Source organism: Mammaliicoccus fleurettii (genome assembly GCF_002018435.1).
In the GTDB taxonomy this organism is placed as follows: Bacteria; Bacillota; Bacilli; order Staphylococcales; family Staphylococcaceae; genus Mammaliicoccus; species Mammaliicoccus fleurettii.
The window spans coordinates 182018-205343 of the sequence record NZ_MWJM01000003.1 but is presented as its reverse complement, the minus strand read 5'-3'; the positions used below and the strand labels follow the sequence as shown (position 1 = coordinate 205343).

Below are 23326 nucleotides of genomic sequence, written 5' to 3'. Positions count from 1 at the left end.
ACGAAGTCTTCCGTGGTACCACCCAAATTTATACATAGTTATGCATACACTTATATGTTGATAACGGATCTACATTCCGACTTAAATTTCTTTAAGTAGCTAAAAGGATGAAAAAAATTAAGTTACTGCATAGGATTTTTCAGTCTAGAATCCATTCCCTAATTATGCGCAATCATTAATTTACGTCCTTTTGTAAGCTTATATTGATTATGAAACAATTATATAAAATATTGTTTCTTTGGTCAACCTTTCAAATGGTAAAGTAGTATGCCACATGAAACAGCAACATTTAAACTTTCAGCTTTACCGTATAGTGGAATATTAAGATTTTCTGTCGTTTGATTGAGTATTTCTTCTTCAACTCCAGCACCTTCATTACCCATAATTAAAGCGAAGTTTTCTTGACTATTAATTTCTTTATAATTAACAGCATTGAGCAAACTCGTTCCATAAGTATTACCTTTAAATGTTTCAATAAATTCATAAATATCATTTTCAACTACTGGTAAATGGAAAACACTACCTTGAGATGCACGTAGTACTTTATCTTGGTATGGGTCTGCACTACCTTTTGAATAGACAACTGCGTCCATTCCAGCAGCATCTGCATTTCGAATTAAAGCGCCCATATTTCCAGGATCTTGCACTCTATCTAATACTAGAACTTGTTTAAAATGGCTCATCTCATAAGTTGGAAGTTCAACTATAGCAAAAATTCCTTGTGGCGTAGTCGTATCTGATAAAGATTCAGCCACTTTAAAGTTTATAATATATGCATCGTCAGCATATTCAACAATCTTGTCATCAACTCTTGAATAATCTACAGCTAATAATGAAATAATCTTCAAATTACTATGATAAGCTTCTTCAACCAAATGGAAACCTTCGATTAAAAATCTCCCTTGTTTAACGCGTTCTTTTTTCTTCTTCAATTTATTCATTTCTTTAATTTTATTATTTTGTACTGAAGTAATCTCTTCCATAAAAACTCCTCGTATTCTAATAGACTTATGTAACTAGTATATATGAAAAAAAACTAATTTAATAGAAATTCTTCTTAAGCATAAAAAAAGACTGTCGACTCTGTCGACAGTCTGAAACATCCTGTTAAGAACATTTACATGTAACTTATTATTTAGAAACGACTTCTTTACCTTTGTATGATCCACATGCTTTACATACACGGTGAGATAATTTCATTTCTCCACAGTTTGAACATTCAACCATACCTGGTACTGAGATTTTGAAATGCGTACGACGTTTTCTTTTAGCTGTTTTTGAAGTTCTTCTAGCTGGAACTGCCATGTCTTATTCCTCCTTAAATTTTATAAACACTTGTCCGATTATTTTTCGTCATCGAAGAATTGTTGTAATTTTTGAAGTCTTGGATCAACTGATTTTTCAGTTTCTACTTCTGAATCTTCGGTTGACTCAAATTGGTCTTCGCCAATAACTTCCCAACCATTGCCTGCCATTGAAACATCTTCACTACCTTCAGAGAACACTTGTAATGGTTTCTCTAAAATAACAAGTTCTTCAATGATTGGTAATAAATTAATCATGCCACCTTCGAGTTTGTGTCTCAATTCGTCATCATTATTATTACTATCACTCAACTCATCTAGTTCAAATATTTCTACTGATGTAGTATCAAATGGTAGCTCTACTGGCTTTAAAGTACGGGCACATGGTAACGTCAATACACCATTAATGTCAAGATTGACAATTATCTCATGCATTCGCACTTGAACGTCTCCTGTTACTTTTATTGGAGAAATATCGATAAGTTCATCTACCCTATCAGTAAGGTATTTCATATCGATTTCTTTATCAAAAGTAAATGGTTCGTTTTGGTATTTTTTAAGTTGTGTTATTGACCACTTCATCTGGGTTCACCTCTTACAAACACAAAAATTATTGTAACCTTAACGACAATGTTTGTCAAGATTTTTTCTTAACATTCATTATCTGATACAATACTTATGATGAATTGAAATGGGAGGAAATGCAAATGAAAAGTGTTGCTTTAATTACTGAATACAATCCATTTCATAATGGGCATGTTTATCACGCAGAATCTTCTAGAGAAATAGCGGATAGTGATGTTGCGATTTCTATCATGAGTGGTTCATTTACAATGCGTGGAGAACCTGCAATTTTAAATAAATTCAAACGTGCTGAAATGGCGATTCAATACGTAGATTTAGTTATAGAATTACCACTTGTTTATGCAATCTCTTCTGGTGATTTATTTGCTAAAGGTGGTGTTCACATAGCAGAACATCTTCAATGTGATGCTTTATCTTTTGGAAGTGAATCTGGAAATATAGATGATATTAAAAATGCGATTAAACAAATTGAACAAGTGACTAATGATGAAAGATACCAAAGTATGATTAAAGAAGGAAAATCTCATCCAAGAATTATAGCCGAATTAGTTCAAGACACGAACTTACTAAAAGGCTCTAATAACCTTCTTGCTATAGAATACGTTAAACATATTATGCAAAATAACTTATCTATCAATCCCCTCACCATTCAAAGAAAAGATAATATGTATTTAGATCCAGAATTAAACAAAACGACACATATTTCGAGTGCAACTTCTATTCGTAATGCATATTTTAATGATGAAGAAAATTATAAATTCAGTTTACCTGAAACAAGTTATGAAATTTTAAGTCAATCTAAAGGTTTGAATTGGGAACATTTTTTCCCACTCTTAAAATGGACAATATTAAGAGCAACACATGATGAGTTACGAGAAATATATATGATGACTGAAGGATTAGAATTTAAAATAAAAAAAGATATAAAAGAAAGTACAAGTTTTGAAACATTTGTAAAACATTTAAAATCAAAAAGATATACTTGGACTAGAATACAGCGCTTATTAACAGCAATATTGTTAAATATTAAAACTGAAGATGTCTTAAATTACGAACCTTCAGCAATACGTGTATTAGCAATGTCACAAAAAGGACAGGCATATTTGAAAACAATCAAAGATAAATGTCCTTTACCTATAATTACTAATGTAAATAAACAGTCAGCATCTTATTTTGAGAATGAAATAAAAGCAACAGAGCTATACCAATTTATTTCCGGTGATACAGCAACAGACTTTAATCAACCAGTACATATTAAAAAAAGCAAGTAGACCAGAATTCTAATTTATTTCACTAGATTTCTGGTCCACTCGCTTAAGATTAGCTAAATATGCAAACAAACTTTCTAAAAGCATGACAGATATCATGCTTTTTTATTATGATTCTTTATTCTTAATTTTTTCTTTTAATGCTTTGTTCACATTTTCAGGTACGAATTCTGAAATGTCACCGTTAAATTGTGCTACTTCTTTTACGACGCTTGAGCTAATAAATGAATAATTATTATTTGTCATCATATATAATGTTTCAATGTCATCATCTAGTTTCTTATTCATAGATGTAAGTTGCATTTCATATTCAAAGTCGCTAACTGCTCTAAGTCCTCTTACGATTGTTCTTGCATTTATTTCTTTACAAAAATCAACAAGTAAGCCATGAAAAGAGTGGACTACGATATTCGGTACATCTTGCACCGCTTCTTCAATTAAAGCTACACGTTCGTCAGTTGAGAACAGACCTTTTTTAGAAGCATTCTGTAATACAGAAACATGGATCTCATCAAATATTTTTGCACTTCGTTTAATAATATCAATATGCCCTAATGTAATTGGATCAAAGCTTCCTGGAACAACTGCTATTCTTTTAGTCATTGTTTTCTCCTTTTGTTAGCAACATTACATGAGTTAGTCCATATTCGTATTTCTTCAGAACTTCAAACTCACCAGTTTCTATCTTTTCACTTTTATCAAATTCGCAAATTATTGTACCATTTACATTTAATAAGTCAAACGCTTGAATTTTATCTAAAGCCTTATTTATTAAATCTTTTTTATATGGTGGATCTAAAAATATATAATCAAATTTGATGTCTCGTTTATTTAAAGCTTTTAATGCTCTTATTGCATCATTTTTATAAACTTCGAATTGTGTATTTGGTATATGTAATGTATTTAAGTTTTCTTTAATCATTTTTGTAGCTTTAAAATTACCGTCTACAAAAATGACTTTAGTTAATCCTCTTGATAAACCTTCAATGCCCAATCCTCCACTACCTGCAAATAAGTCTAATCCAAGTCCTTCTATATCTTGAAGACCATTAAAGATATTCTCTTTTACTTTATCTGTTGTAGGTCTAGTAGATTGACCATCTATTGTTTTTATATGAAGTCGTTTATATTTTCCACCTATTACTCTCAACTTTAATCATCACTTTCTTTATTATTAATTATTATTTATACTTATCATTGTAGTATATTAACGAAAACGAGGGTTATAAAAATGAAACAATCATTTATCGTAATTGGTCACGGCTTAACAGATTTATTCGAATTTCAAACATTAATAGAATACAATCACGACCGTATTTCTGACATTTTAATGTTACACACACCATTATCACGAGAAAAATTATCTTCTGCTTGCATCATTATGAAACCAACTAAAGATAAACATTTCCAAGCTATTTATACAATTTTAGACGGATTTAAATATCCTTATCCAGAATCTAATAAAAAATTCGATTTAATTAACGAATGGGCAAATGAATACGATATCCAAATTAAAGGATTGGATGTAAAGTCTCGCTCAGAGTTTGCAGAAGATGAACTTTATTTCGCTTACTTAAAAGGTGTATTAAGACTTGAGCGTTATTTACCACCATTGCAGTAATTTAAAAATTCAAATATTCTTTTTTATCAGTATTTATATTAGAATAATCTCTTTTAACATATTTAAATGGTGATACTTTAACATCTTTAACATATTTTAATTTCATGAGATGTTGTATAGTATCATCTATTTTATCTTCATTTGTATATAACATGACATATTGTTCTTTTTTATGAGAATGATATATATTGCCAAATTTACGCAATTGTCGTTCATGTTTCATATTTTTTAAATATACAATTATACTAATTCGTTCAACTAGCTCCATTACGATATCTCCTTAATCTTTTTATGTTTATATTAGCATTTTCTAGAGTACTATGAAAGAAGATAACTTCATAGGTTGTGTGACTTACTTTGCTATCGTATACCAATTTGATAGAATATAGATGCGTCTTCATTTGCATTTCGAAAGGATTGGATAAAATGTCAAAAATTAATTTATTAAAAACAACAGGTCTTATCGGAGGCATCGCGGCTGGTTCATGGATTGTTACAAAATCCACTTCAAACGTCAAACCACGTAAGATTAAACCATTCTTTACTCAACCAGCTCCGTATGTATTTGCACACCGTGGTGGGATGGCATTAAGACCGGAACATACACGTTTAGCTTTTGATCATGCATTAAAGTATGAAGTGACTGGATTCGAAGTTGATGTACGTCTTACAAAAGATGAAGTACTTGTCGTAATGCACGATGACACTGTAGACAGAACAAGTAATGGCTCTGGCTTTGTAGGTGAACATACATTAGAAGAATTACGTCAATTAGACTTTGGCTATCATTTTAAAGATATTAATAACGAGCATCCATATAGAGGTCACGACAAAGCAAAGATAGTGACTCTAACAGAGCTTTTAACTGAATATCCTGATATCTTAGTTAACATAGATATTAAAGATCATCCTGAGTCATATACAGGTAGTTTAGCACCTTCTCATCTATATAGAATCATTACTGAATTAAAGGCTGAGAATCGTGTTAATATCACAAGTTTTTATGACGAACAAATAGATAGATTTAATTTATATGCTCAAGACACTATTTCATTAGGTACTGGTCAAAATGAAGTAACAAAAGCATTTTTAGCTTATTACTCAGGTTACGGACACACTTATCAACCTAAAACAGATACATTCCAAATACCTACACAAGCAAAAGGACTTCCATTAGACTCTGAAGGTTTTATTCAATTTTTAACTTCACTTAATATTTCCGTTGCTTTTTGGGTAGTAAATCAAATCGATACAATAGATGATCTTATTCAAAAAGGTGCACATACTATTGTAACTGATCGTCCAGATACAGCGCATTTTCTAATAAATAAACAATATTAATAATATGAAGCTTGGAGTATATTTCCTAACTCAAAATAAATAAGCATATCACTTAACTGAATTCTTCAGTTTTATAGTGATATGCTTGTTTTTTTATAATATCTTACGATTTTGTACCTGCATGCTTGCCTAGGGTATGGCTCGAGCCTGTAGTCTCTCACGCATACTGTTCCCTCAGGCGTTAGTACTTACAAAATCGCCCTCAGTATCTATTTACATACAATCTTACGATTTTGTACGTGCGTGCTTGCCTAGGGGTATGTCTCGAGCCTGTAGTCTCTCACACATACGATTCCCTCAGGCGTCAGCACTTTACAAAATCGTTGGTAATAGCTATTTTTATAGAAAAATGAGATATGATGTAGATTAAGTCCTTAGTTAATCTAAGAGTACTGCCAAGTTGTAGATTAAGTCAGAAGTTAATCGAAGAGTTCAGCTAAGTTGTAGATTAAGTCGGGAGTTAATCGAAGAGTTCAGCTAAGTTGTAGATTAAGTCGGGAGTTAATCGAAGAGTTCAGCTAAGTTGTAGATTAATCCAGAAGTTAATCTACGATATTTCCAAAATCATTATTATAAAAAATAAGAGCAGAAATTCATTTTATTAATGAATTTCTGCTCTTATTAATAGATATTTTATGATGAACATCCACAAGATCCACCTGTAGCACAGCCTCCACCTTGACTATCACTACTGAAAAATGGATTACCTGTATCAACTTTAACGTTGTTAGAAATTGAATAAGATACTATGCTTATAACTTCATCTAACAAGTCCTGTAAAGCTGTTTCTTTTGTCTTAAAATTGGATACAACAGGATGCATTTCATATGCTCTTTTTTGTTGTCTCGTTTCTTTCATAACTCTACTATAATCAGGATGATATCTTCCAAATCTCAGACAATCATCGTAATGTGATTTAATTTGGTCAAACTTTTGTCTTAATATTTTCACTTCTAAATCTGTCTCAAGTTTATATTTTGCTTCTTGATACTCTTGATAAATGAGTGATTCTTTTATACATGAACTTAATTCATCAGATTGATCTAATATATTAACTGTTTCTACAGTAAACATAACATGATGCCTCCTTATTTTTTATTTTCTTTAAAAACAAGTGAATAGTATTCGCGTGAATTACCAGCACCAAATTCATCATATTGACTACCTAATAACTTTTCTCTATATGAATTATTATTCAACCAGCTGTTTACTAAAGTTGGTACGTCATAAAAATTATATGCTAAATTTTGATTTATTGTTTCGTATTCAATATTTTGATCGTTGATATGTTTCATTATACCATCTTCCAATGATTTAACAGCTTCTTCTTCATCAACGTCATCTTCAATAGAATCAGCTTCCAATTGAGTGATATATGTCAATTGATCATTCATCTCTAATGGTTTAACACCCTTCATTTCTCTTATTTCATTAACGATTTCAAGAAGTGTTAAATCTTTATTAATGTGTGAATGGAAGTTTTGCTTATCAGATCGCTTAAGTTTCTTATCATGATCACTTGAGATTTTCGACATTGAAAATGGTGCATGTTCGATAACTACATCTGAGTCCATAAATTTCACGCCCATGACTTCATTTGTTTCACTATCGATTAATACTTGAGCATACACATTACCATATTTAATAAGCAACTGAGTCTTAATATCTCTTTCAGATAATTCAAGTTTATACTTACCATACGAACTATCAATAACAGGTTCCATATCTATATTCGTTCCATTAAAGAATTTCGTAGCCTCTTGTTTCATTTTTATTGGTGAAACATCAACTTTATTACCTGTAGCATATATGGATGATACTTTATTATTTTTAGCCGAAACTAAATAATAATGTTCTTTATTTTTAAAGACATAATTCTTTCTATCGTGCTCTGTCTTATATACCCTATCTGGTTCCCCTAAATCATCTATGACTTCGCCTATATCTTTATAAACATATGTACCAACGCCTTCTTTCAACTTAGCGTTGCCTGTTGATTTTTCAGCTTGTTGTTCATAGTAATTTTCATTTGCTTTATCATGAGAGTAATTTGGATTCTTCAATACATCAAATTCTAATTTAGGTGAATAGAATAAATAAAAGAGTACAATGATTAAAATAGTTATTGCTACAACTTTAATAATAATATTTTTCAACTATTTACCTCCTCTTTTATTCCTAATTATAATTATATCATTTTACAGTAAAACTTTTAGTTAAATCAATCGAAATCTTAATAATCTTATTAAATTTAAATGTACATTGCAACATTGAAGCTTTTATCATAAAATAAACTTAAAGGTACATAGAGGGAGGAAAAATACATGGTATTTGATAATACAAGTCTTGAAAAGGTTATCATTGAACAAGAACTATTAAAAGATGTTATGAATAAGCATGGTTTTGTAGCTGGTGGACATTGGGATTACGAACGTATCACTTATGATTTCAAATATGAAATCAGTGAAGGTATTTATTACTTAAGAATTCCAGGTTATGCACTTAAAGGGGACGTTGGTGCAAATAACGCAACAATTCAATTAATGGATCCTTATCTAGGTAAGCATTACTATCCAACAGGTGTTGAATACGGTGATGATGAAGTCTATCCAGATAATTTAGTTGCACATTGTAATTTATTAATTGAACGAATTACGTCAGATATTAAAGCATTAAATACATTAGGTGCTCATTAATTAAACAAATCCAAAAAGATATAAACGGAGACGTGATTTTTCACGTCTCTTAATTTATACATAAGTTCAGTAAAGAGGTAATAATTATGAAAAAATGGATAAACAAACGAAGCATTAGCATATTTATCATCATAATTTTATTAATTCTATTTATTTATTTTATTATACCCATTTCTATACCGTTAATTTTGGCATTTATTATTGCACTTGCATTTAACCCTTTAGTTAATAAATTATCGCAAAAAATCAATAGCCGTAAATGGAGTGTAACCATTATATACACTTTGCTGATTACGGTAACAGGATTTTTAATTTATTTATTTTTAACAAAATTAATTGATCAAATCGTCTTATTTATAAAAGACTTACCTAATAGAATAAATTTATTAATAAAAGTTATAGAACAGTACAATGATAAAATGAAAGCAGTGTTGCCAGATGAAATGGCTGAAACAATCAATAAAGAACTGCAAAATTTTGTAGCTACATTGAGAGATTCCATCACTCATTATTTTAGTGTACAAAATATAACAGAAGTTGTTTCTTCATTACCTGGATTTATCATCAGTCTTGTTGTTTTTCTAGTAGCATTATTTTTATTTATGTTAGAAATACCTAATATTCATCGTTTCATAAAAAAACATTTATATCCTGCAACATACCGAGAAGTGTATAAAATATATAACAAAATTGGACATTCTATAATTGGAATGCTTACAGCAACAATTGTCTTAAGCTTTATTACATGGGTATTTACATACTTAGGCCTTCTCATTATCGGCGTAGAATCTGCCTTTATTATTAGCCTATTCATTTGGTTTGTTGACCTATTACCAATTATCGGTGCAACAGGATTAACAATCCCATGGGCAATTTATGCTTATATTATTGGAGACCCAACTTTAGGTATCCAACTCATAATATTATCAATTGTTTTATTAGTACAAAGAAAGATATTAGAACCTAAAATCTTTGGTACAGGCGTTGGTTTAACACCATTGCCCACTTTAATTTCAATGTTTATTGGATTAAAATTACTTGGTTTCATAGGATTCTTTATAGGACCACTTGTTTTAATTGTAATCAAAACGATTCTAGAATCAGGTATTATCAAAACAGACTTTAAAATATAGAAAAATGAGCTTAGGACATAACTGTCCTAGAATTCTATTAAGAGCAGAAATTCATTATTAAAATTGAATATCTGCTTTTATTTTTTTAAAAATCATTCACGCTACTTCCGACTTGTGTAAATATAGATACCCTTACTTACACTTCTTTAGACTTGTGTAAATATAGATACCCTTACTCACACTTCTTTAGACTTGTGTAAGTATAGATACCCTTGCTCACACTTCTCTCAACTTGTGTAATTATAGATACCCTTACTCACACTTCTCTCAACTTGTGTAATTATAGATACCCTTACTCACACTTCTCTCAACTTGTGTAATTATAGATACCCTTACTCACACTTCTCTCAACTTGTGTAATTATAGATACCCTTACTCACACTTCTCTCAACTTGTGTAATTATAGATACCCTTACTCACACTTCTCTCAACTTGTGTAATTATAGATACCCTTGCTCACACTTCTCTCAACTTGTGTAATTATAGATACCCTTACTCACACTTCTCTCAACTAGTGCAAATATAGCTGCTCTATAACTAAGAGGCTGAGGGAACCGTATGCGTGAGAGACTACAGCCTCGAACCATACCCTAGGCAAGCATGCACGTACAAAATCGTAAGATGAAAAAATAAGCATATCACTGTAACCTTTAAAAAATCAGGTAAGTGATATGCTTATTTATTTTGCGTTGAGATTTATGTCCCAAGCACTAACATTATATTAATGCCCTAAAATTGCTTTGATCATAGAAGTTGTTTCTCCGCCATGATAGAAAACATATAGTAATAAATAAACTGCTACGCCTGTAATAGCTGTAAAGAACCATATAATTGAAGTTACAGGTCCAAACTTACGATGTCGCTCTAGTTTATTCTTCAAGCCTAAATAAATCGTATATATCCCCATAATAGCACCAACTGTAGCAAGTGTAATATGGAAAATTAAAAATATAGTATAATAAATCTTGATGCTATCAGGTCCACCAAAAGATGTGTTACCTATAAATATTGTTCTACTAGCGTAAATTGTAAAGAATATTACAGCAGCAACTGCAGCTGATAACATAAATTTTTTGTGTGTTTCGATCTTTCTTTGTGATATAAAGTACCAACCAATAGCTACTAAGACTGCGCTTAATACTATAAATGTTGTACTAATTGTCGGTAATATAGGTAAATTCATTTTTATACATCCTATCTAAATTGATTATATAAAGCTTTTCTTTCTTGTAATTTTCTCAAACTATCTTCAGTAATTTGTTTTTCATTTTTTCTCTCATAACGGAACCATCTTATAAATATAATGTATAGATATACTCCAAAGACGATTTCTTGCATTACTTTCATTATGACGCCACCAGTTTGTTGATCTTCTAATGGTGAAAAATTCGTAAAGTATTCTGGACCAGATAAGCCTGTACCTTGGACAACAGCATTCAATGTGTCTGCAGGTACACATAAAGTCATAGCGCCTAACCACGCCTCTCCAGACGTGTATGTGTCGTACATAGCATTTCCACTAAAGATAATTAGACCACATGACGGTGTTAAGAGTACACCAATGAAGAAAATATAAAGTATCTTTTTAATATTAGACATTTGATTTTCTTCAGATATATGTCTATTGAATATAGGATGCCACATAAACCATGCACTAATGAATAATATAATTGTGTACAAATCATGTAATACAACATCTTGTTTTAACGTATCTAACACTAGTGGTATGTGGTATACAGAGAATAATCCGTTGAAAAGAAATATAGCTAAAATTGGTTTTGTGAACAATTTTACTATTTTATTAATAACAGGTAATTCTTCTACATATTTAACAATGTATTCTGGAATTGCAAAAAACAGCATTGGCACAATAATTAAAAACAACAAAGCCATTTGTAACATATGAAAACTAAAAATAATATGTGAAAGTAGATCGATTGGTCCACCTTCTAATAAATATATTGATAGCATTAATATAACAAATAAAACTGCTTCACCTTTTCTTAAAGGTCTGCCTCCAGGAATATCTTTATACCATTTTCCACAGATTAAAAAATATAAAATAATTACGCATAATACCCCTACAAAAAAGAACGGAGTCCAATTTGCCCAAAATCCAAATATTGATATTGAGGTTAAGTTACCCATCTAAACACTTCCCCATAAAGTCATTACTCTTATTATAAAATTTAATTCAAAGTTAAACAACCCAACAAAATAAATAGTTATGACAATGATATGACCAAATATAGAAAAAGACTCAAAAACTTATATAACAAAGTTTTTGAGTCTTAAAATCATTATTTTGTTTTAACGAATAATGGATCGCCTAACCATACAATATAAAGGAAAGTTACAACAAATGATAATCCAAAGAATATGCCTGTTATCATAAACAGTTTAGATACACCATGTTTTTCAGCTTTCATATGCATGAAATAGTAAAATTGTAATACTACTTGTAAAACAGCTAAACCTAAAATTACTGGTATAACAAATTCTTTAGGAAACTCTGCAGCAACAAGTGCGAAAGCAACAAATGTAACAAAAATCATAATTGCAAAGTTAGTAACTTGCATGCGCATTTCTTTTGTACTTTTACGTTTCTTATATGCTTTAAGTGCCTGTGCGTCATGATTTATTTGTTGGCTCATATTATCCTAACGCTCCCATCAAGTATACTACTGTAAAGATAAACACCCATACAACATCAATAAAGTGCCAATACAGAGCAGCAGTATTAAATTTATGTGCATTATAAATACTTAAACCTCTAGCTTTGTTACGGAATATAAGTAATGTTAACCATACTAGTCCAATAACAACGTGGAAACCGTGCGTTCCTACTAAGAAGTAGAATGCACTACCAAAAGCACTTGAACGGAATGTATGGCCTTGATGAACATACTCTACGAACTCATAAATTTCAAGTCCTAAGAAACCTAAACCTAGCAAGACTGTAACACCTATCCAAATGAATACGCCTTTAGCATTAAAGTTACGTAAATGGTATAAAGCATAAACACTTGTTAAAGATGATGTTAATAATAACATCGTCATTACGAACGCTAATGGTAAGTGGAATAAATCTTTAGCTAATAAATGATCTTCACTTGGTACAGCATCTTTTAATGCTAAGTATGTTGCAAATAATGAAGCGAATAATGCAACTTCTCCACCAAGGAATACCCAGAAACCTACGAGTTTATTTTTACCTTCCATAGATGCTGTTTCAGGATGGTCAGGCCAATTGTCAGCTGTAAATTTAACTTCTTCATGTGACATTAACGCTCACCCCTTTCATACTCTAATAATTCTTCTTTAGAAATATGATGACCATGATCATCTTTAAGTGATCTTACAATCATACTTCCTGCAGTAATTGCTAATCCAAGAATAAGTACATATACTGCCCAAGGTTTTTCATTTAAGTCTTTAACAGCATCTAGAGCCCATTCTTTACCATCTGCAAAATACATTGCACCGAATGATGCTACAAATAGTCCAAATGCTTGCATAAATGGAACAAATGAATTGTTAGGCATGTGTATTTCATCTAGTGATTCTGCTGGAAGAATTTTTCCATCACCATGAGTTTTCTCAACCCATAATGCATCTAGACCACGAACTAAAGGTGTTTGTGCAAAGTTATAATGTGGCGTAGGTATTGGTAATGACCATTCTAAAGTACGGCCATCTCCCCATGCATCTTTACCAACTTTTTCACCTTTAATTAATGTAATTACAACGTTAGTTACTTCTATAATTACAGCTACAGCCATAAATAAAGCACCAATTGAAGATACTAAGTTTGGTATATCATATCCTTGTCCTGGTAGATATGTAAATACTCGACGAGGCATACCCCATAGTCCTAAGAAATGTTGGATTAAGAATGTTAAATGGAAACCAATGAAGAATAACCAGAATGTGATTTTACCTAGTTTTTCACTTAACATTTTTCCAGCAATTAATGGGAACCAATAATGTAAACCTGCTAATAGCGCAAATACTACACCACCAACGATTACATAATGGAAGTGAGCAACGATAAAGTACGAGTCATGTAATTGATAGTCAGCAGGAGCTGATGCTTGCATGACACCTGTTACGCCACCCATAACGAATGATGGTATGAAGAATAATGCATATAACATTGGTGTCGTAAATTCAACACTACCGCCCCATACAGTGAGCAACCAGTTAAATATTTTAACACCTGTCGGTACAGCGATTGCCATAGTTGCAACAGCGAAAATAGCGTTAGCTACTGGACCTAGTCCTACTGTGAACATATGGTGAGCCCATACCATAAATCCTAAGAAACCAATTAATACTGTAGCGAATACCATCGCTGAGTAACCAAATAATCTTTTTCTAGCGAATACAGGTATAATTTCAGAGAAAATACCAAACGCTGGTAAAACTAGAATATAAACTTCTGGGTGTCCAAAGATCCAGAATAAATGTTCCCAAATGATTGTGTTACCACCTTGAGAAGCAACAAAGAATGATGTACCAAACATTCTATCGAATATTAACAAGAATATACCGATAGTTAATGGTGGAAACGCAAATACGATTAAAGTTGAAGCAACAAATGTTGTCCAAGTCATTAATGGCATACGCATATACGTCATACCCGGTGCTCTCATATTAACAATTGTAGCTACAAAGTTAATACCAGCAATTAAAGTACCAGCACCAGAAATTTGCAGCCCTAGAGCATAGAAGTTAATACCATGTCCGGCAGATTCAAGTGCCAAACTTGCATAAGATGTCCAACCTGCATCAGGTGCTCCACCTAAAACCCATGATAAGTTTAAGAATACTCCACCGAAGAAGAATAACCAAAAACCTAATGCATTTAAGAATGGAAATGCAACATCTCGTGCACCAATTTGTAATGGAACAACAGCATTCATATAGCCAAATAGCAAAGGCATTGCAGCTAAGAATATCATCGTTGTACCATGCATAGTTATAATTTCATTAAACAGGCCAGCTGACACAAAGTCATTTTCTGGAACTATTAACTGAATACGGATTAACATTGCTTCTATTCCACCAACAGCAAAGAATAATCCCCCAGCAATTAAATATAAAATAGCAATTTTTTTGTGGTCAACAGTTGTTAAAAAGTCCCAAACAGTTGATCCAAACCCCTTTTTACTTTGAGTAGACACTAGAGTAACCTCCCTTTCAATTCTTACTTATCGACTTTTCTTTCCATTAAGTAGGCAGATAAAGCATCAATGTCTTCATCAGAAACTTTGTATTGATCAGTCATTTTATTTCCTGGTTTAATACTTTCTGGGTCTTTTATCCATTTTTTAAGGTTTTCTTCATCATGTTCTAAATAACCTGCAATTAAATCACGATCACCAAAGTTAGTAAGGTTAGGTCCTTTAGCACCTTCTCCTGTTGGTGTAACAGCGTGACATCCTGCACATGATTTATTAAATACCTTTTCACCTTCTTTAGCTTGGCTAGAAGTAGCAGCTACAGGTTTATCAACAGATTTCATATCTTTAACCCATTTGTCAAAATCATCTTGTGGTAAGGCTTTTACTTTAAAGTCCATTAATGCATGTGAAGGTCCACAAAGCTCAGCACATTTACCGTAGAATAAATTTTTAACATCTTTTGCTTTTTTATCATTGAATTCTAAGTAGAATTTATTAATTCCTTCTACGTTAGTATCCATTTTACCACCAGCTGCAGGTACCCAGAATGAGTGTTTAACATCAGCAGAATGTAATCTGAAGTAAACTTTTTTATCTGTAGGTACTACAAGTTCTTGGCTTGTAACAATTTTTTCGTTTGGATAACTAAACTCCCACCAATAAAGGTTAGCAGTAACATCTATTACAAGCTCTTTACTTTCACCTTTTTCATCCACTTTGTCGATAGCTTTAGTATCTCCTAATGAGAACGTAAGTATTACTGTTGGGATAGCTAAAATAATAAGTAAAAGAATTGGAACGATTGTCCAAACTAATTCTAATTTATGATTACCTTCAACATCTTTAGGTACAAAATCTTCACCTAATTTTTTTCGACGGAATTTAATCATTGCAATTAAGAAAATAATAACAACTACAACAATAACTAGCAACATAATGCCTATAGAAAGCATTAATAAAAAGAATTGTTTATCAGCTACTTCACCAGCTGGTCGAAGTACTGATAAATGTTTTTCGCCACAACCTGCTAACACAAATAGCAGTGTCGCAAGCAAAGCAAACATTTTCGTGTTTTTTAAACGTGTCTTCATTCGTTTAACCCCTCTTTCATGCATTCATTCATATTAATTATATTAATTGTACAACAGTAACTAAAACCGTCATTACAAAGAAAATAACAAGATAGTTTAAAGAAAATACAAACATACTCGTAGCCCATTTTGATTTGTTTATTTCTTTTTTAAATCCATTTAAAGCTAATATCATCCAAGCTATATTAAGTAATGTAGCAATAACTATAAATACAGTACCTAATTGAGTCATCAAGAACGGTAAAGGTAATAAAAGTACTACCCAAAGTAACATACTCAAACGCGTTCTATTAAAGCTTTTTACAGATGGTAACATTGGTATATTAGCTAAAGCATATTCATCTTTACGACGATAAGCAAGAGCATAAAAGTGAGCAGGTTGCCATGCGAATAACACTAAAAATAGTGTCCATGCAAGCGGACTTAATGATGGATCAATACTCGCCCAACCAATTAATGGTGGTATTGCACCTGGAAAACTACCAACTACCGTATTCCATACGGTATGTCTCTTAGACCAAATTGAGTACAACACGACATAACCAAATATTCCAAGCAATCCAATTATCCCTGTTGGAATATTAATCATGAATAGTAAAATTTCACCCAAAATCATTAGTCCAAAACTCAATTGAATTAAGTGGCGATCACTGATTCTTCCATTAACAGTTGGTCTTTTTTGTTTTGATGGCATTATAGAATCAATATCTTGATCGTAGTAATTGTTAATAGCACAAGCTCCACCCATAATAAGTGTTGACCCTACTATCATTAATAGTACAATCGGCAAACTTTGGAAGAAGTTAAATCCACCAAATACTATTGCAAGCCATGCACCTGCAAATGTTGGGATCAGATTCCCTTGAACAAGACCCATTTTAATGATGGCTTTAATTTCATATAACGTGAGACGTCCTGTGCCTATGTCTTTTTCAGAAGTCACACTATATTGATTTTGTTGCAATTTTGTCCCTCCTTCCATTATCTTTCACATATAACTCAATGATATATGAAAATTGTCACATAATCTATACATTTTTGAAACAAAATTTTGACATTTTATTACTCCTTCTGAGTACGCATAAAAAGTCATTATTGTGTAACATTTACAATGCTCATTCATTGTTATACTATAGATATTAGTGTTTAAATCAGAATCGTATTAAAGTAATAACAATTGTTAATACGTTGTTCTCTTAAATTCTATCATATTTTTAAATATAAATAAGGTTTATTTTAGAATATAGCCCATTTTATGTACTATAAATATGAATTTAAATTTTACTTGAGGTGTTCGTATTGTTTAGTGATAAATTTTTGAAATGGCTAGCAACTCTAGCGACAATCGTAATGTTATTTGTACAATTAGGTGGAGCACTCGTAACTAAAACTGGTTCTGCTGATGGTTGTGGTAGTTCTTGGCCATTATGTCATGGATCTTTCATTCCTTCAGATTGGCCAATTGAAACGATTATAGAATTAGCTCATAGAGGTGTGTCTGGTTTAGCACTTATATTAGTTTGTATGCTTTCTTATATAAGCTGGGTTAAATTAGGACACATTAGAGAAGTTAAACCTCTATCGATAACAAGTATTGCATTTATTTTTGCACAAGCACTTATTGGTGCTGCCGCAGTTATTTGGCAACAAAATGCTTTTATTTTATCTTTACACTTTGGAATATCACTTATTAGCTTTGCTTCAGTTTTATTACTTACATTAATCATTTATGAAGTTGACAAGAAATTCGAAGCAACTAGTTTAATAATAAATAATCATTTAAAGTTTCACACTTTCGCTGTAACAACATACATTTACTTCGTAATATATTCAGGCGCATTAGTTAGACATGCAGATGCGAGTTTAGCATGTTTAAGTTGGCCACTTTGCCAAAATGGAAATATTGGGTTACCACAAAACTTTTATGAATGGGTTCAAATGTCTCATAGAACATTAGCATTTTTCATATTTATATGGATCTTATACATTTTCATTCATGCATTTAAAAATTATACACAATATCGTGTCATTAAGTACGGCTGGCTATTAGCATTCATATTAGTATGTTTACAAGTTACGACTGGTGCGTTATCCGTAATAACTAGAGTGAATTTATTTATTGCATTACTTCATGCATTATTCATTACATTACTATTTGGCTTATTATGCTATTTCATTATGCTTATTAGAAGATCCAAACGAAAATTATAATTATTTAAAAAAGCCTCTTAATTCTTTTACAATAAGAATTAAGAGGCTTTTTTTATCTATTATTCTGCTTTGTCTATCGTAATAATTAAATCATGTGTTTGAATACTGTCACCAGCTGAAACATAAATATTACTGATTGTGCCATCAAATGGCGCTTGAATTGTTGTTTCCATCTTCATTGCTTCTGTAATGATTAATGCATCACCTTGTTTGACTTCATCGCCTTGTTTAACTTTAACTTCTGATATAGTTCCAGGCATTTGAGCTCCGATGTGAGATTCATTACTTAAATCCGCTTTTTGAAGTACAGCTTCAGAAACTTTTACGTGTTCATCTTTTACATATACTTTTCTTGGTTGTCCGTTTAATTCGTAATATACCCAACGATGTCCATCTTCGTATACATGACCAATTGAAAGTAATTTAACGATAAGAATTTTACCTTTATCTATCGTTATTTCTACTGTTTCATTCTTAGCCATACCAAATAGGAATGTTGGTGTATCTAACAATGATAAATTACCGAAACTTTCATAAGTCTTAATATATTGTTCATAAACTTTAGGATAAATTGCATAGCTTATTAAATCTTGTTCTGTAACTTCACCTTGTTGTTTAGTTTGTAACTCTTCTCGTAAAGCATCAAAATCAACCGGTTTTAATAATTCGCCAGGTCGTTTTTCAATTGCTTTTTGACCTTTTAAAATTACTTTTTGTAATTCTTTATTAAATCCGTTTACTGGTTGGCCGATTTCGCCTTTAAAGAATGACACTACTGATTCAGGAAAGTCTAATGAGTTTCCTCTTTTAATAACACTTTGTTCGTCTAAATCATTTTGAACCATGTATAATGCCATATCACCTACTACTTTTGAAGATGGTGTTACTTTAACGATATCTCCAAATAATAAGTTAACTCGTTTATACATATCTTTAACTTCATTAAATCTTTCACCTAAACCTAAACTTTTAGCTTGTTGGCTCAAGTTAGAATATTGTCCACCTGGCATTTCATGTTGATAAATTTCAGTATGTGGTGAACGAATATCACTTTCAAAGTCAGAATAATAATTTCTTACTGTATCCCAATATTGAGATAATCTTTCTAGGCAATCTATATTTGTTCTTACATCTCTATCGTTACCACTTAAAGCATAATATAAAGAGTTTGCAGAAGGTTGAGATGTTGTTCCACTCATACTTGCAACTGCTGTATCTATTACATCTACACCTGCTCTAATAGCACTTTGATATATTAATAAACCATTTCCGCTTGTATCGTGTGTATGCAAGTGAATAGGTATGTCAATTTGTGTTTTCAATTCACTAATTAGTTCATATGCAGCTTTAGGTTTCAATAAACCTGCCATATCTTTTATACCAAGAATATGAACACCTTCACTTTGTAATTCTTTTGCTAAATTGACGTAATAATCTAAAGTATATACATTTGATCTTTCTGGATTTAGAATATCACCCGTATAACAAATAGCACCTTCAGAAATTTTTCCTGATTTTTGTACCGCTTCATTGGCAACTTTCATTTGATCTAACCAGTTTAGTGAATCAAATATTCTAAATACGTCTATACCAGCATCTGCACTTTCTTGAACAAATTTTTCTATAACATTATCTGGGTAGTTTTTATAACCTACTGCGTTTGATGCTCTTAATAACATTTGGAATAATACATTAGGTATTTTTTTACGTAATCTAGTTAAACGTTCCCATGGATTTTCTTTTAAGAAATTATAAGCTACATCAAATGTTGCACCGCCCCACATTTCTAATGAGAAGGCATCATTTAAATATTTCGCAGTTTCAGGTGCAATTTGCAACATATCATAAGTTCTCATACGAGTTGCTAATAGTGATTGATGTGCATCCCTAAATGTAGTATCTGTTAAAAGAACTTCTTCTTGTTCTTTTAACCATTTACTAACGCCTTCTGGACCTTGTTGTTCTAGAATTTGTTTAGTACCTGATAAAGCTGATAGTTCTTCTTTTGTTACTTCTTCTATTTTAAATTTTTCAAAATGAGGCTTTTCTCTTTTTTCAACACTTGGAAAACCATTTACAGATATATTACCAATATATTGTAGTGTCTTAGTACCTCTATCTCGTGATGGTGTTATTTCAAATAATTCTGGATTGTTTTCTAAGAATTTAGTTGTATAAGTACCTTTAGCAAATTTCTCATGGTTTACTACGTTATAAAGGAATGGAATGTTAGTTTTAATACCTCTAATTCTCATTTCTTTAAGGGAACGTAACATCTTTTCAGTTGCTTGTCTTAATGACATTGCGTGAGTTGATACTTTCACTAATAGAGAATCATAATAAGGCGAAATTTCTGCACCTTCAAACCCATCACCAGCATCTAGTCTAACTCCAAAGCCACCACTTGAACGATAAGCAATAATTTTACCTGTATCAGGCATAAAGTCATTTAAAGGATCTTCAGTTGTAATACGACTTTGAATTGCAAAACCTAAAGTTTTAATATCTTCTTGCTTAGGCATTTCAATTTTATCGCCAAATAAATTTTCACCTTCAGCAACTAATATTTGAGTCTTAACTATATCCACACCAGTTACCATTTCTGTAATTGTATGTTCTACTTGTACACGTGGATTTACTTCAATAAAGTAAAACTCATCGCCTGAAACTAAAAATTCTACAGTACCTGCGTTCACGTAACCGATTTTATTCATTAAGTCTAGGGCTACATCACAAATACGATGTCTAAGCTCATCACCTAATGATACAGATGGTGCTACCTCTACAACTTTTTGATGTCTTCGTTGAACTGAGCAGTCTCTTTCGTATAAGTGAACGAGATTGCCGTGTTCGTCCCCTATTACTTGTACTTCGATATGTTTAGGTTGATCTATGTATTTTTCGACATAAACTTCACTATTTCCAAATGATTTGCCAGCTTCAGATTTAGCACGTTGATAGGCATCTTCTAATTCACTTGCATCATTTACGATACGCATACCTTTACCGCCGCCACCTGAGATAGCTTTAATAATTACTGGAAACCCACTTTGTTTTGTAAATTCTTCAACTTCTTCAAAAGATTGTACAGAACCTTCTGTCCCAGGGATAACTGGTACTCCAGCTTCAATAGCTGTTGCTCTCGCTTTAACTTTATCGCCAAACATATCTAAATGTTTAAGTTCTGGACCAATAAATTTAATGCCTTCTTCAGCACATCGTTTTGCAAAAGTTTCATTTTCACTTAAAAAGCCATACCCCGGATGTATCGCATCGACATCTGCTTTTTTAGCTACTTTAATAATCGCTTCTATATCTAAATAACTTTCTGTTGGTCCAAGATTTTCATCAACTAAATATGATTCATCAGCTTTATATCTATGTAAAGCTCCTAGATCCTCATTAGAATAAATTGCTACTGTTTCAATATCTAATTCTGTTGCCGCCCTAAAAATTCTAATTGCAATTTCGCCTCGATTGGCTACTAATAATTTGTTTATTTTGCTCATAATTGGAGGCTCCCCTCAATGTATTTGAATATTCTAAAAACAATATATTAGTCTATTATATAAAAAAAACGGATTATATTCTACTATAATCCGCTTTTTTCATATAATTTATTAAATTCACTGATTAAATATGCACATATTATTTTCTGTGATATTGATCAATTCTAATTTGTTTAGCAGTTAAAAGTAAGATTCCTGTAGCTATACTTAAACTCAACATAGACGAACCACCAAATGTCATAAATGGTAAAGGGACACCCGTCAATGGTATAGTTCCAGAAATACCAGCTAAGTTAACAAACGTTTGTACACCTATATAACTTGAGATTCCTACACATACAAGTTTAAAGAAATAAGAATCTGTTAATGCTGCATATAAAAATCCTTTATATACAATAAATAGTAGTAAACCAAGAATGATTAGCACTCCTACTAACCCTAATTCTTCAGCAATAACTGCAAAGATAAAATCGGTATGTGGTTCAGGCAAATAACCTAATTTCATAATACCATTACCTAATCCTTTACCAAAAATACCTCCATTACCAATTGCTAATAACGAGTTAGCTAAGTGATAACCGATACCACTCTCATAGTTGAATGGATTTTCAAGCACATGGAAACGGTCAGCTTGGTGCTGAGATAATATGCCACCTTTAAATACAATACTAAAAATAACTAATAACACTACACCTGCAAAGATAGGACCAGACCATTTTAAAATTGCCTTAATACCTATTCCAGAATAAGCAAATATACATAATACAATCATACAAAGTATAAGTGCTTGTCCAGTATCATTTTGTAATAAAACTAATCCTATACAAGTACCAATTAGGAACAATGGCATCATTAGTGCAAGTTTAAACTGTTTGAGTCGATTTCGTCTTTTATCAATAATAAAAGATAAATATAAAATCATAGCTACTTTTAATATTTCTGAAGCTTGTAAATTCATAAATCCGAGGTTAATCCAACTTTTCGCACCATTAATTTCAGTACCAATTAATAATGTTAGTATAAGTAATCCAAAAATAGTGAATATCACGATTTGTTGAACACGCTTATTTTTCAAAATATTAATATGCATAAAGTATGACATGAAAAAGACAATGGAAAATCCTACTATACAATACAATAATTGTCTAATGAAAAAGTATGTGCCTGCAACAGGTATACCACCAGTTAAAGTACCTTTTGTAGCAGCTACCATACTTGCACTATATACCATGACTAAACCTATCAAAGATAAAATAATATACGTTATTAACAATGTGAAATCTATGTATTTTGAGTAATTCTTAATGTACTGAAAAAAACTTTTAATATAGTCCATCTACTCATTCCAATTCTAAAAAAATAAGTCTAAAGAAAGATTTCT

At 31.5% G+C, this 23326-nt stretch carries 23 protein-coding genes; 6 read left to right on the top strand and 17 right to left on the bottom strand.

Annotated elements, in window-relative coordinates; all coding sequences use genetic code 11:
• Positions 1–242: 242 nt before the first annotated feature.
• The 3 genes from B2G86_RS03935 to B2G86_RS03925 form a co-directional block, all read right to left on the bottom strand.
• Positions 243–983, bottom strand: a complete 741-nt coding sequence (locus B2G86_RS03935; RefSeq protein WP_078356833.1) for a TrmH family RNA methyltransferase — start codon at positions 981–983, stop codon at positions 243–245.
• A 148-nt stretch (positions 984–1131) separates the two neighbouring features.
• Positions 1132–1305, bottom strand: a complete 174-nt coding sequence (rpmF, locus tag B2G86_RS03930; protein ID WP_025904638.1) for a 50S ribosomal protein L32 — start codon at positions 1303–1305, stop codon at positions 1132–1134.
• A 38-nt stretch (positions 1306–1343) separates the two neighbouring features.
• On the bottom strand, positions 1344–1886 hold the full coding sequence (locus B2G86_RS03925) for a YceD family protein (RefSeq protein WP_078356832.1): 543 nt from the start codon (positions 1884–1886) through the stop codon (positions 1344–1346).
• Between the two features lie 125 nt (positions 1887–2011).
• On the opposite strand from B2G86_RS03925, the gene B2G86_RS03920 reads away from it, so the two are divergent.
• Positions 2012–3160 carry a nucleotidyltransferase gene (locus B2G86_RS03920; protein ID WP_078356831.1) on the top strand — a complete coding sequence of 383 codons (1149 nt, stop codon included), beginning with the start codon at positions 2012–2014 and terminating at the stop codon, positions 3158–3160.
• A gap of 105 nt (positions 3161–3265) precedes the next feature.
• On the opposite strand, the gene coaD is transcribed toward B2G86_RS03920, so the two are convergent.
• The gene (gene coaD, locus B2G86_RS03915) at positions 3266–3760 is read right to left on the bottom strand and encodes a pantetheine-phosphate adenylyltransferase (RefSeq protein ID WP_078356830.1); all 495 of its coding nucleotides are present in this window, start codon (positions 3758–3760) and stop codon (positions 3266–3268) included.
• The gene (gene rsmD, locus B2G86_RS03910; protein ID WP_078356829.1) at positions 3753–4307 is read right to left on the bottom strand and encodes a 16S rRNA (guanine(966)-N(2))-methyltransferase RsmD; all 555 of its coding nucleotides are present in this window, start codon (positions 4305–4307) and stop codon (positions 3753–3755) included. The genes coaD and rsmD overlap by 8 nt, the downstream gene beginning before the upstream one ends.
• 81 nt (positions 4308–4388) lie before the next feature.
• Between rsmD and B2G86_RS03905 the strand changes: the two genes are divergently transcribed.
• Entirely contained in the window at positions 4389–4778 is a 390-nt protein-coding gene (locus B2G86_RS03905; RefSeq protein WP_078356828.1) for a DUF7147 family protein, read from the top strand.
• A gap of 1 nt (position 4779) precedes the next feature.
• Here B2G86_RS03905 and B2G86_RS03900 read toward each other — a convergent pair whose 3' ends face one another.
• Positions 4780–5046 (bottom strand): DUF2129 domain-containing protein, encoded by a 267-nt coding sequence (locus B2G86_RS03900; protein WP_078356827.1) that lies wholly within the window; start codon positions 5044–5046, stop codon positions 4780–4782.
• A gap of 158 nt (positions 5047–5204) precedes the next feature.
• On the opposite strand from B2G86_RS03900, the gene B2G86_RS03895 reads away from it, so the two are divergent.
• The gene (locus B2G86_RS03895) at positions 5205–6119 is read left to right on the top strand and encodes a glycerophosphodiester phosphodiesterase family protein (protein WP_078356826.1); all 915 of its coding nucleotides are present in this window, start codon (positions 5205–5207) and stop codon (positions 6117–6119) included.
• 633 nt (positions 6120–6752) lie between these two features.
• Here B2G86_RS03895 and B2G86_RS03890 read toward each other — a convergent pair.
• Both B2G86_RS03890 and B2G86_RS03885 read right to left on the bottom strand, forming a co-directional pair.
• Complete coding sequence (locus B2G86_RS03890) at positions 6753–7193, bottom strand: YlbF/YmcA family competence regulator (protein WP_078356825.1); 441 nt, start codon at positions 7191–7193, stop codon at positions 6753–6755.
• 14 nt (positions 7194–7207) lie between these two features.
• Complete coding sequence (locus tag B2G86_RS03885; protein WP_078356824.1) at positions 7208–8275, bottom strand: CAP domain-containing protein; 1068 nt, start codon at positions 8273–8275, stop codon at positions 7208–7210.
• 168 nt (positions 8276–8443) lie between these two features.
• Here B2G86_RS03885 and B2G86_RS03880 point away from each other — a divergent pair, with 168 nt between their 5' ends.
• Together B2G86_RS03880 and ytvI are read left to right on the top strand one after the other, a co-directional pair.
• A complete protein-coding gene (locus B2G86_RS03880) occupies positions 8444–8815 on the top strand; it encodes a YugN family protein (RefSeq protein WP_078356823.1) in 372 nt (123 codons plus the stop codon).
• 86 nt (positions 8816–8901) lie between these two features.
• Positions 8902–9948 (top strand): sporulation integral membrane protein YtvI, encoded by a 1047-nt coding sequence (ytvI, locus tag B2G86_RS03875; protein ID WP_078356822.1) that lies wholly within the window; start codon positions 8902–8904, stop codon positions 9946–9948.
• A 721-nt stretch (positions 9949–10669) separates the two neighbouring features.
• Here ytvI and B2G86_RS03870 read toward each other — a convergent pair.
• The 7 genes from B2G86_RS03870 to cyoE form a co-directional block, all read right to left on the bottom strand.
• Entirely contained in the window at positions 10670–11131 is a 462-nt protein-coding gene (locus B2G86_RS03870; RefSeq protein WP_174221869.1) for a DUF420 domain-containing protein, read from the bottom strand.
• Between the two features lie 11 nt (positions 11132–11142).
• A complete protein-coding gene (gene ctaG / locus B2G86_RS03865) occupies positions 11143–12096 on the bottom strand; it encodes a cytochrome c oxidase assembly factor CtaG (protein WP_078356820.1) in 954 nt (317 codons plus the stop codon).
• Positions 12097–12248: 152 nt separating this feature from the next.
• Complete coding sequence (locus B2G86_RS03860) at positions 12249–12602, bottom strand: cytochrome C oxidase subunit IV family protein (protein WP_078356819.1); 354 nt, start codon at positions 12600–12602, stop codon at positions 12249–12251.
• Between the two features lies 1 nt (position 12603).
• Positions 12604–13233 (bottom strand): cytochrome c oxidase subunit 3, encoded by a 630-nt coding sequence (locus tag B2G86_RS03855; RefSeq protein WP_078356818.1) that lies wholly within the window; start codon positions 13231–13233, stop codon positions 12604–12606.
• Positions 13233–15134, bottom strand: a complete 1902-nt coding sequence (gene ctaD, locus B2G86_RS03850) for a cytochrome c oxidase subunit I (protein ID WP_078356817.1) — start codon at positions 15132–15134, stop codon at positions 13233–13235. Before ctaD ends, B2G86_RS03855 begins: the two co-directional genes overlap by 1 nt.
• 23 nt (positions 15135–15157) lie before the next feature.
• A complete protein-coding gene (coxB, locus tag B2G86_RS03845; protein WP_078356816.1) occupies positions 15158–16225 on the bottom strand; it encodes a cytochrome c oxidase subunit II in 1068 nt (355 codons plus the stop codon).
• A 37-nt stretch (positions 16226–16262) separates the two neighbouring features.
• Positions 16263–17168: a heme o synthase gene (gene cyoE / locus B2G86_RS03840; protein ID WP_170167678.1), complete on the bottom strand. Its 906-nt coding sequence runs from the start codon at positions 17166–17168 to the stop codon at positions 16263–16265.
• A 356-nt stretch (positions 17169–17524) separates the two neighbouring features.
• On the opposite strand from cyoE, the gene B2G86_RS03835 reads away from it, so the two are divergent.
• Entirely contained in the window at positions 17525–18436 is a 912-nt protein-coding gene (locus tag B2G86_RS03835; RefSeq protein WP_078356814.1) for a COX15/CtaA family protein, read from the top strand.
• 59 nt (positions 18437–18495) lie between these two features.
• Here B2G86_RS03835 and B2G86_RS03830 read toward each other — a convergent pair whose 3' ends face one another.
• A complete protein-coding gene (locus tag B2G86_RS03830) occupies positions 18496–21945 on the bottom strand; it encodes a pyruvate carboxylase (RefSeq protein WP_078356813.1) in 3450 nt (1149 codons plus the stop codon).
• A gap of 139 nt (positions 21946–22084) precedes the next feature.
• Positions 22085–23281 carry an FtsW/RodA/SpoVE family cell cycle protein gene (locus B2G86_RS03825; RefSeq protein WP_078356812.1) on the bottom strand — a complete coding sequence of 399 codons (1197 nt, stop codon included), beginning with the start codon at positions 23279–23281 and terminating at the stop codon, positions 22085–22087.
• Positions 23282–23326 lie beyond the last annotated feature (45 nt).

Excerpts from the sequence above, each read along its gene's own strand:
- B2G86_RS03935 (WP_078356833.1), bottom strand. The coding sequence starts at position 983 with ATGGAAGAGATTACTTCAGTACAAAATAATAAAATTAAAGAAATGAAT.
- rpmF (WP_025904638.1), bottom strand. The coding sequence starts at position 1,305 with ATGGCAGTTCCAGCTAGAAGAACTTCAAAAACAGCTAAAAGAAAACGT.
- B2G86_RS03925 (WP_078356832.1), bottom strand. The coding sequence starts at position 1,886 with ATGAAGTGGTCAATAACACAACTTAAAAAATACCAAAACGAACCATTT.
- B2G86_RS03920 (WP_078356831.1), top strand. The coding sequence starts at position 2,012 with ATGAAAAGTGTTGCTTTAATTACTGAATACAATCCATTTCATAATGGG.
- coaD (WP_078356830.1), bottom strand. The coding sequence starts at position 3,760 with ATGACTAAAAGAATAGCAGTTGTTCCAGGAAGCTTTGATCCAATTACA.
- B2G86_RS03905 (WP_078356828.1), top strand. The coding sequence starts at position 4,389 with ATGAAACAATCATTTATCGTAATTGGTCACGGCTTAACAGATTTATTC.
- B2G86_RS03900 (WP_078356827.1), bottom strand. The coding sequence starts at position 5,046 with ATGGAGCTAGTTGAACGAATTAGTATAATTGTATATTTAAAAAATATG.
- B2G86_RS03895 (WP_078356826.1), top strand. The coding sequence starts at position 5,205 with ATGTCAAAAATTAATTTATTAAAAACAACAGGTCTTATCGGAGGCATC.
- B2G86_RS03890 (WP_078356825.1), bottom strand. The coding sequence starts at position 7,193 with ATGTTTACTGTAGAAACAGTTAATATATTAGATCAATCTGATGAATTA.
- B2G86_RS03880 (WP_078356823.1), top strand. The coding sequence starts at position 8,444 with ATGGTATTTGATAATACAAGTCTTGAAAAGGTTATCATTGAACAAGAA.
- ytvI (WP_078356822.1), top strand. The coding sequence starts at position 8,902 with ATGAAAAAATGGATAAACAAACGAAGCATTAGCATATTTATCATCATA.
- B2G86_RS03870 (WP_174221869.1), bottom strand. The coding sequence starts at position 11,131 with ATGAATTTACCTATATTACCGACAATTAGTACAACATTTATAGTATTA.
- ctaG (WP_078356820.1), bottom strand. The coding sequence starts at position 12,096 with ATGGGTAACTTAACCTCAATATCAATATTTGGATTTTGGGCAAATTGG.
- B2G86_RS03860 (WP_078356819.1), bottom strand. The coding sequence starts at position 12,602 with ATGAGCCAACAAATAAATCATGACGCACAGGCACTTAAAGCATATAAG.
- B2G86_RS03855 (WP_078356818.1), bottom strand. The coding sequence starts at position 13,233 with ATGTCACATGAAGAAGTTAAATTTACAGCTGACAATTGGCCTGACCAT.
- coxB (WP_078356816.1), bottom strand. The coding sequence starts at position 16,225 with ATGAAGACACGTTTAAAAAACACGAAAATGTTTGCTTTGCTTGCGACA.
- B2G86_RS03830 (WP_078356813.1), bottom strand. The coding sequence starts at position 21,945 with ATGAGCAAAATAAACAAATTATTAGTAGCCAATCGAGGCGAAATTGCA.
- B2G86_RS03825 (WP_078356812.1), bottom strand. The coding sequence starts at position 23,281 with ATGGACTATATTAAAAGTTTTTTTCAGTACATTAAGAATTACTCAAAA.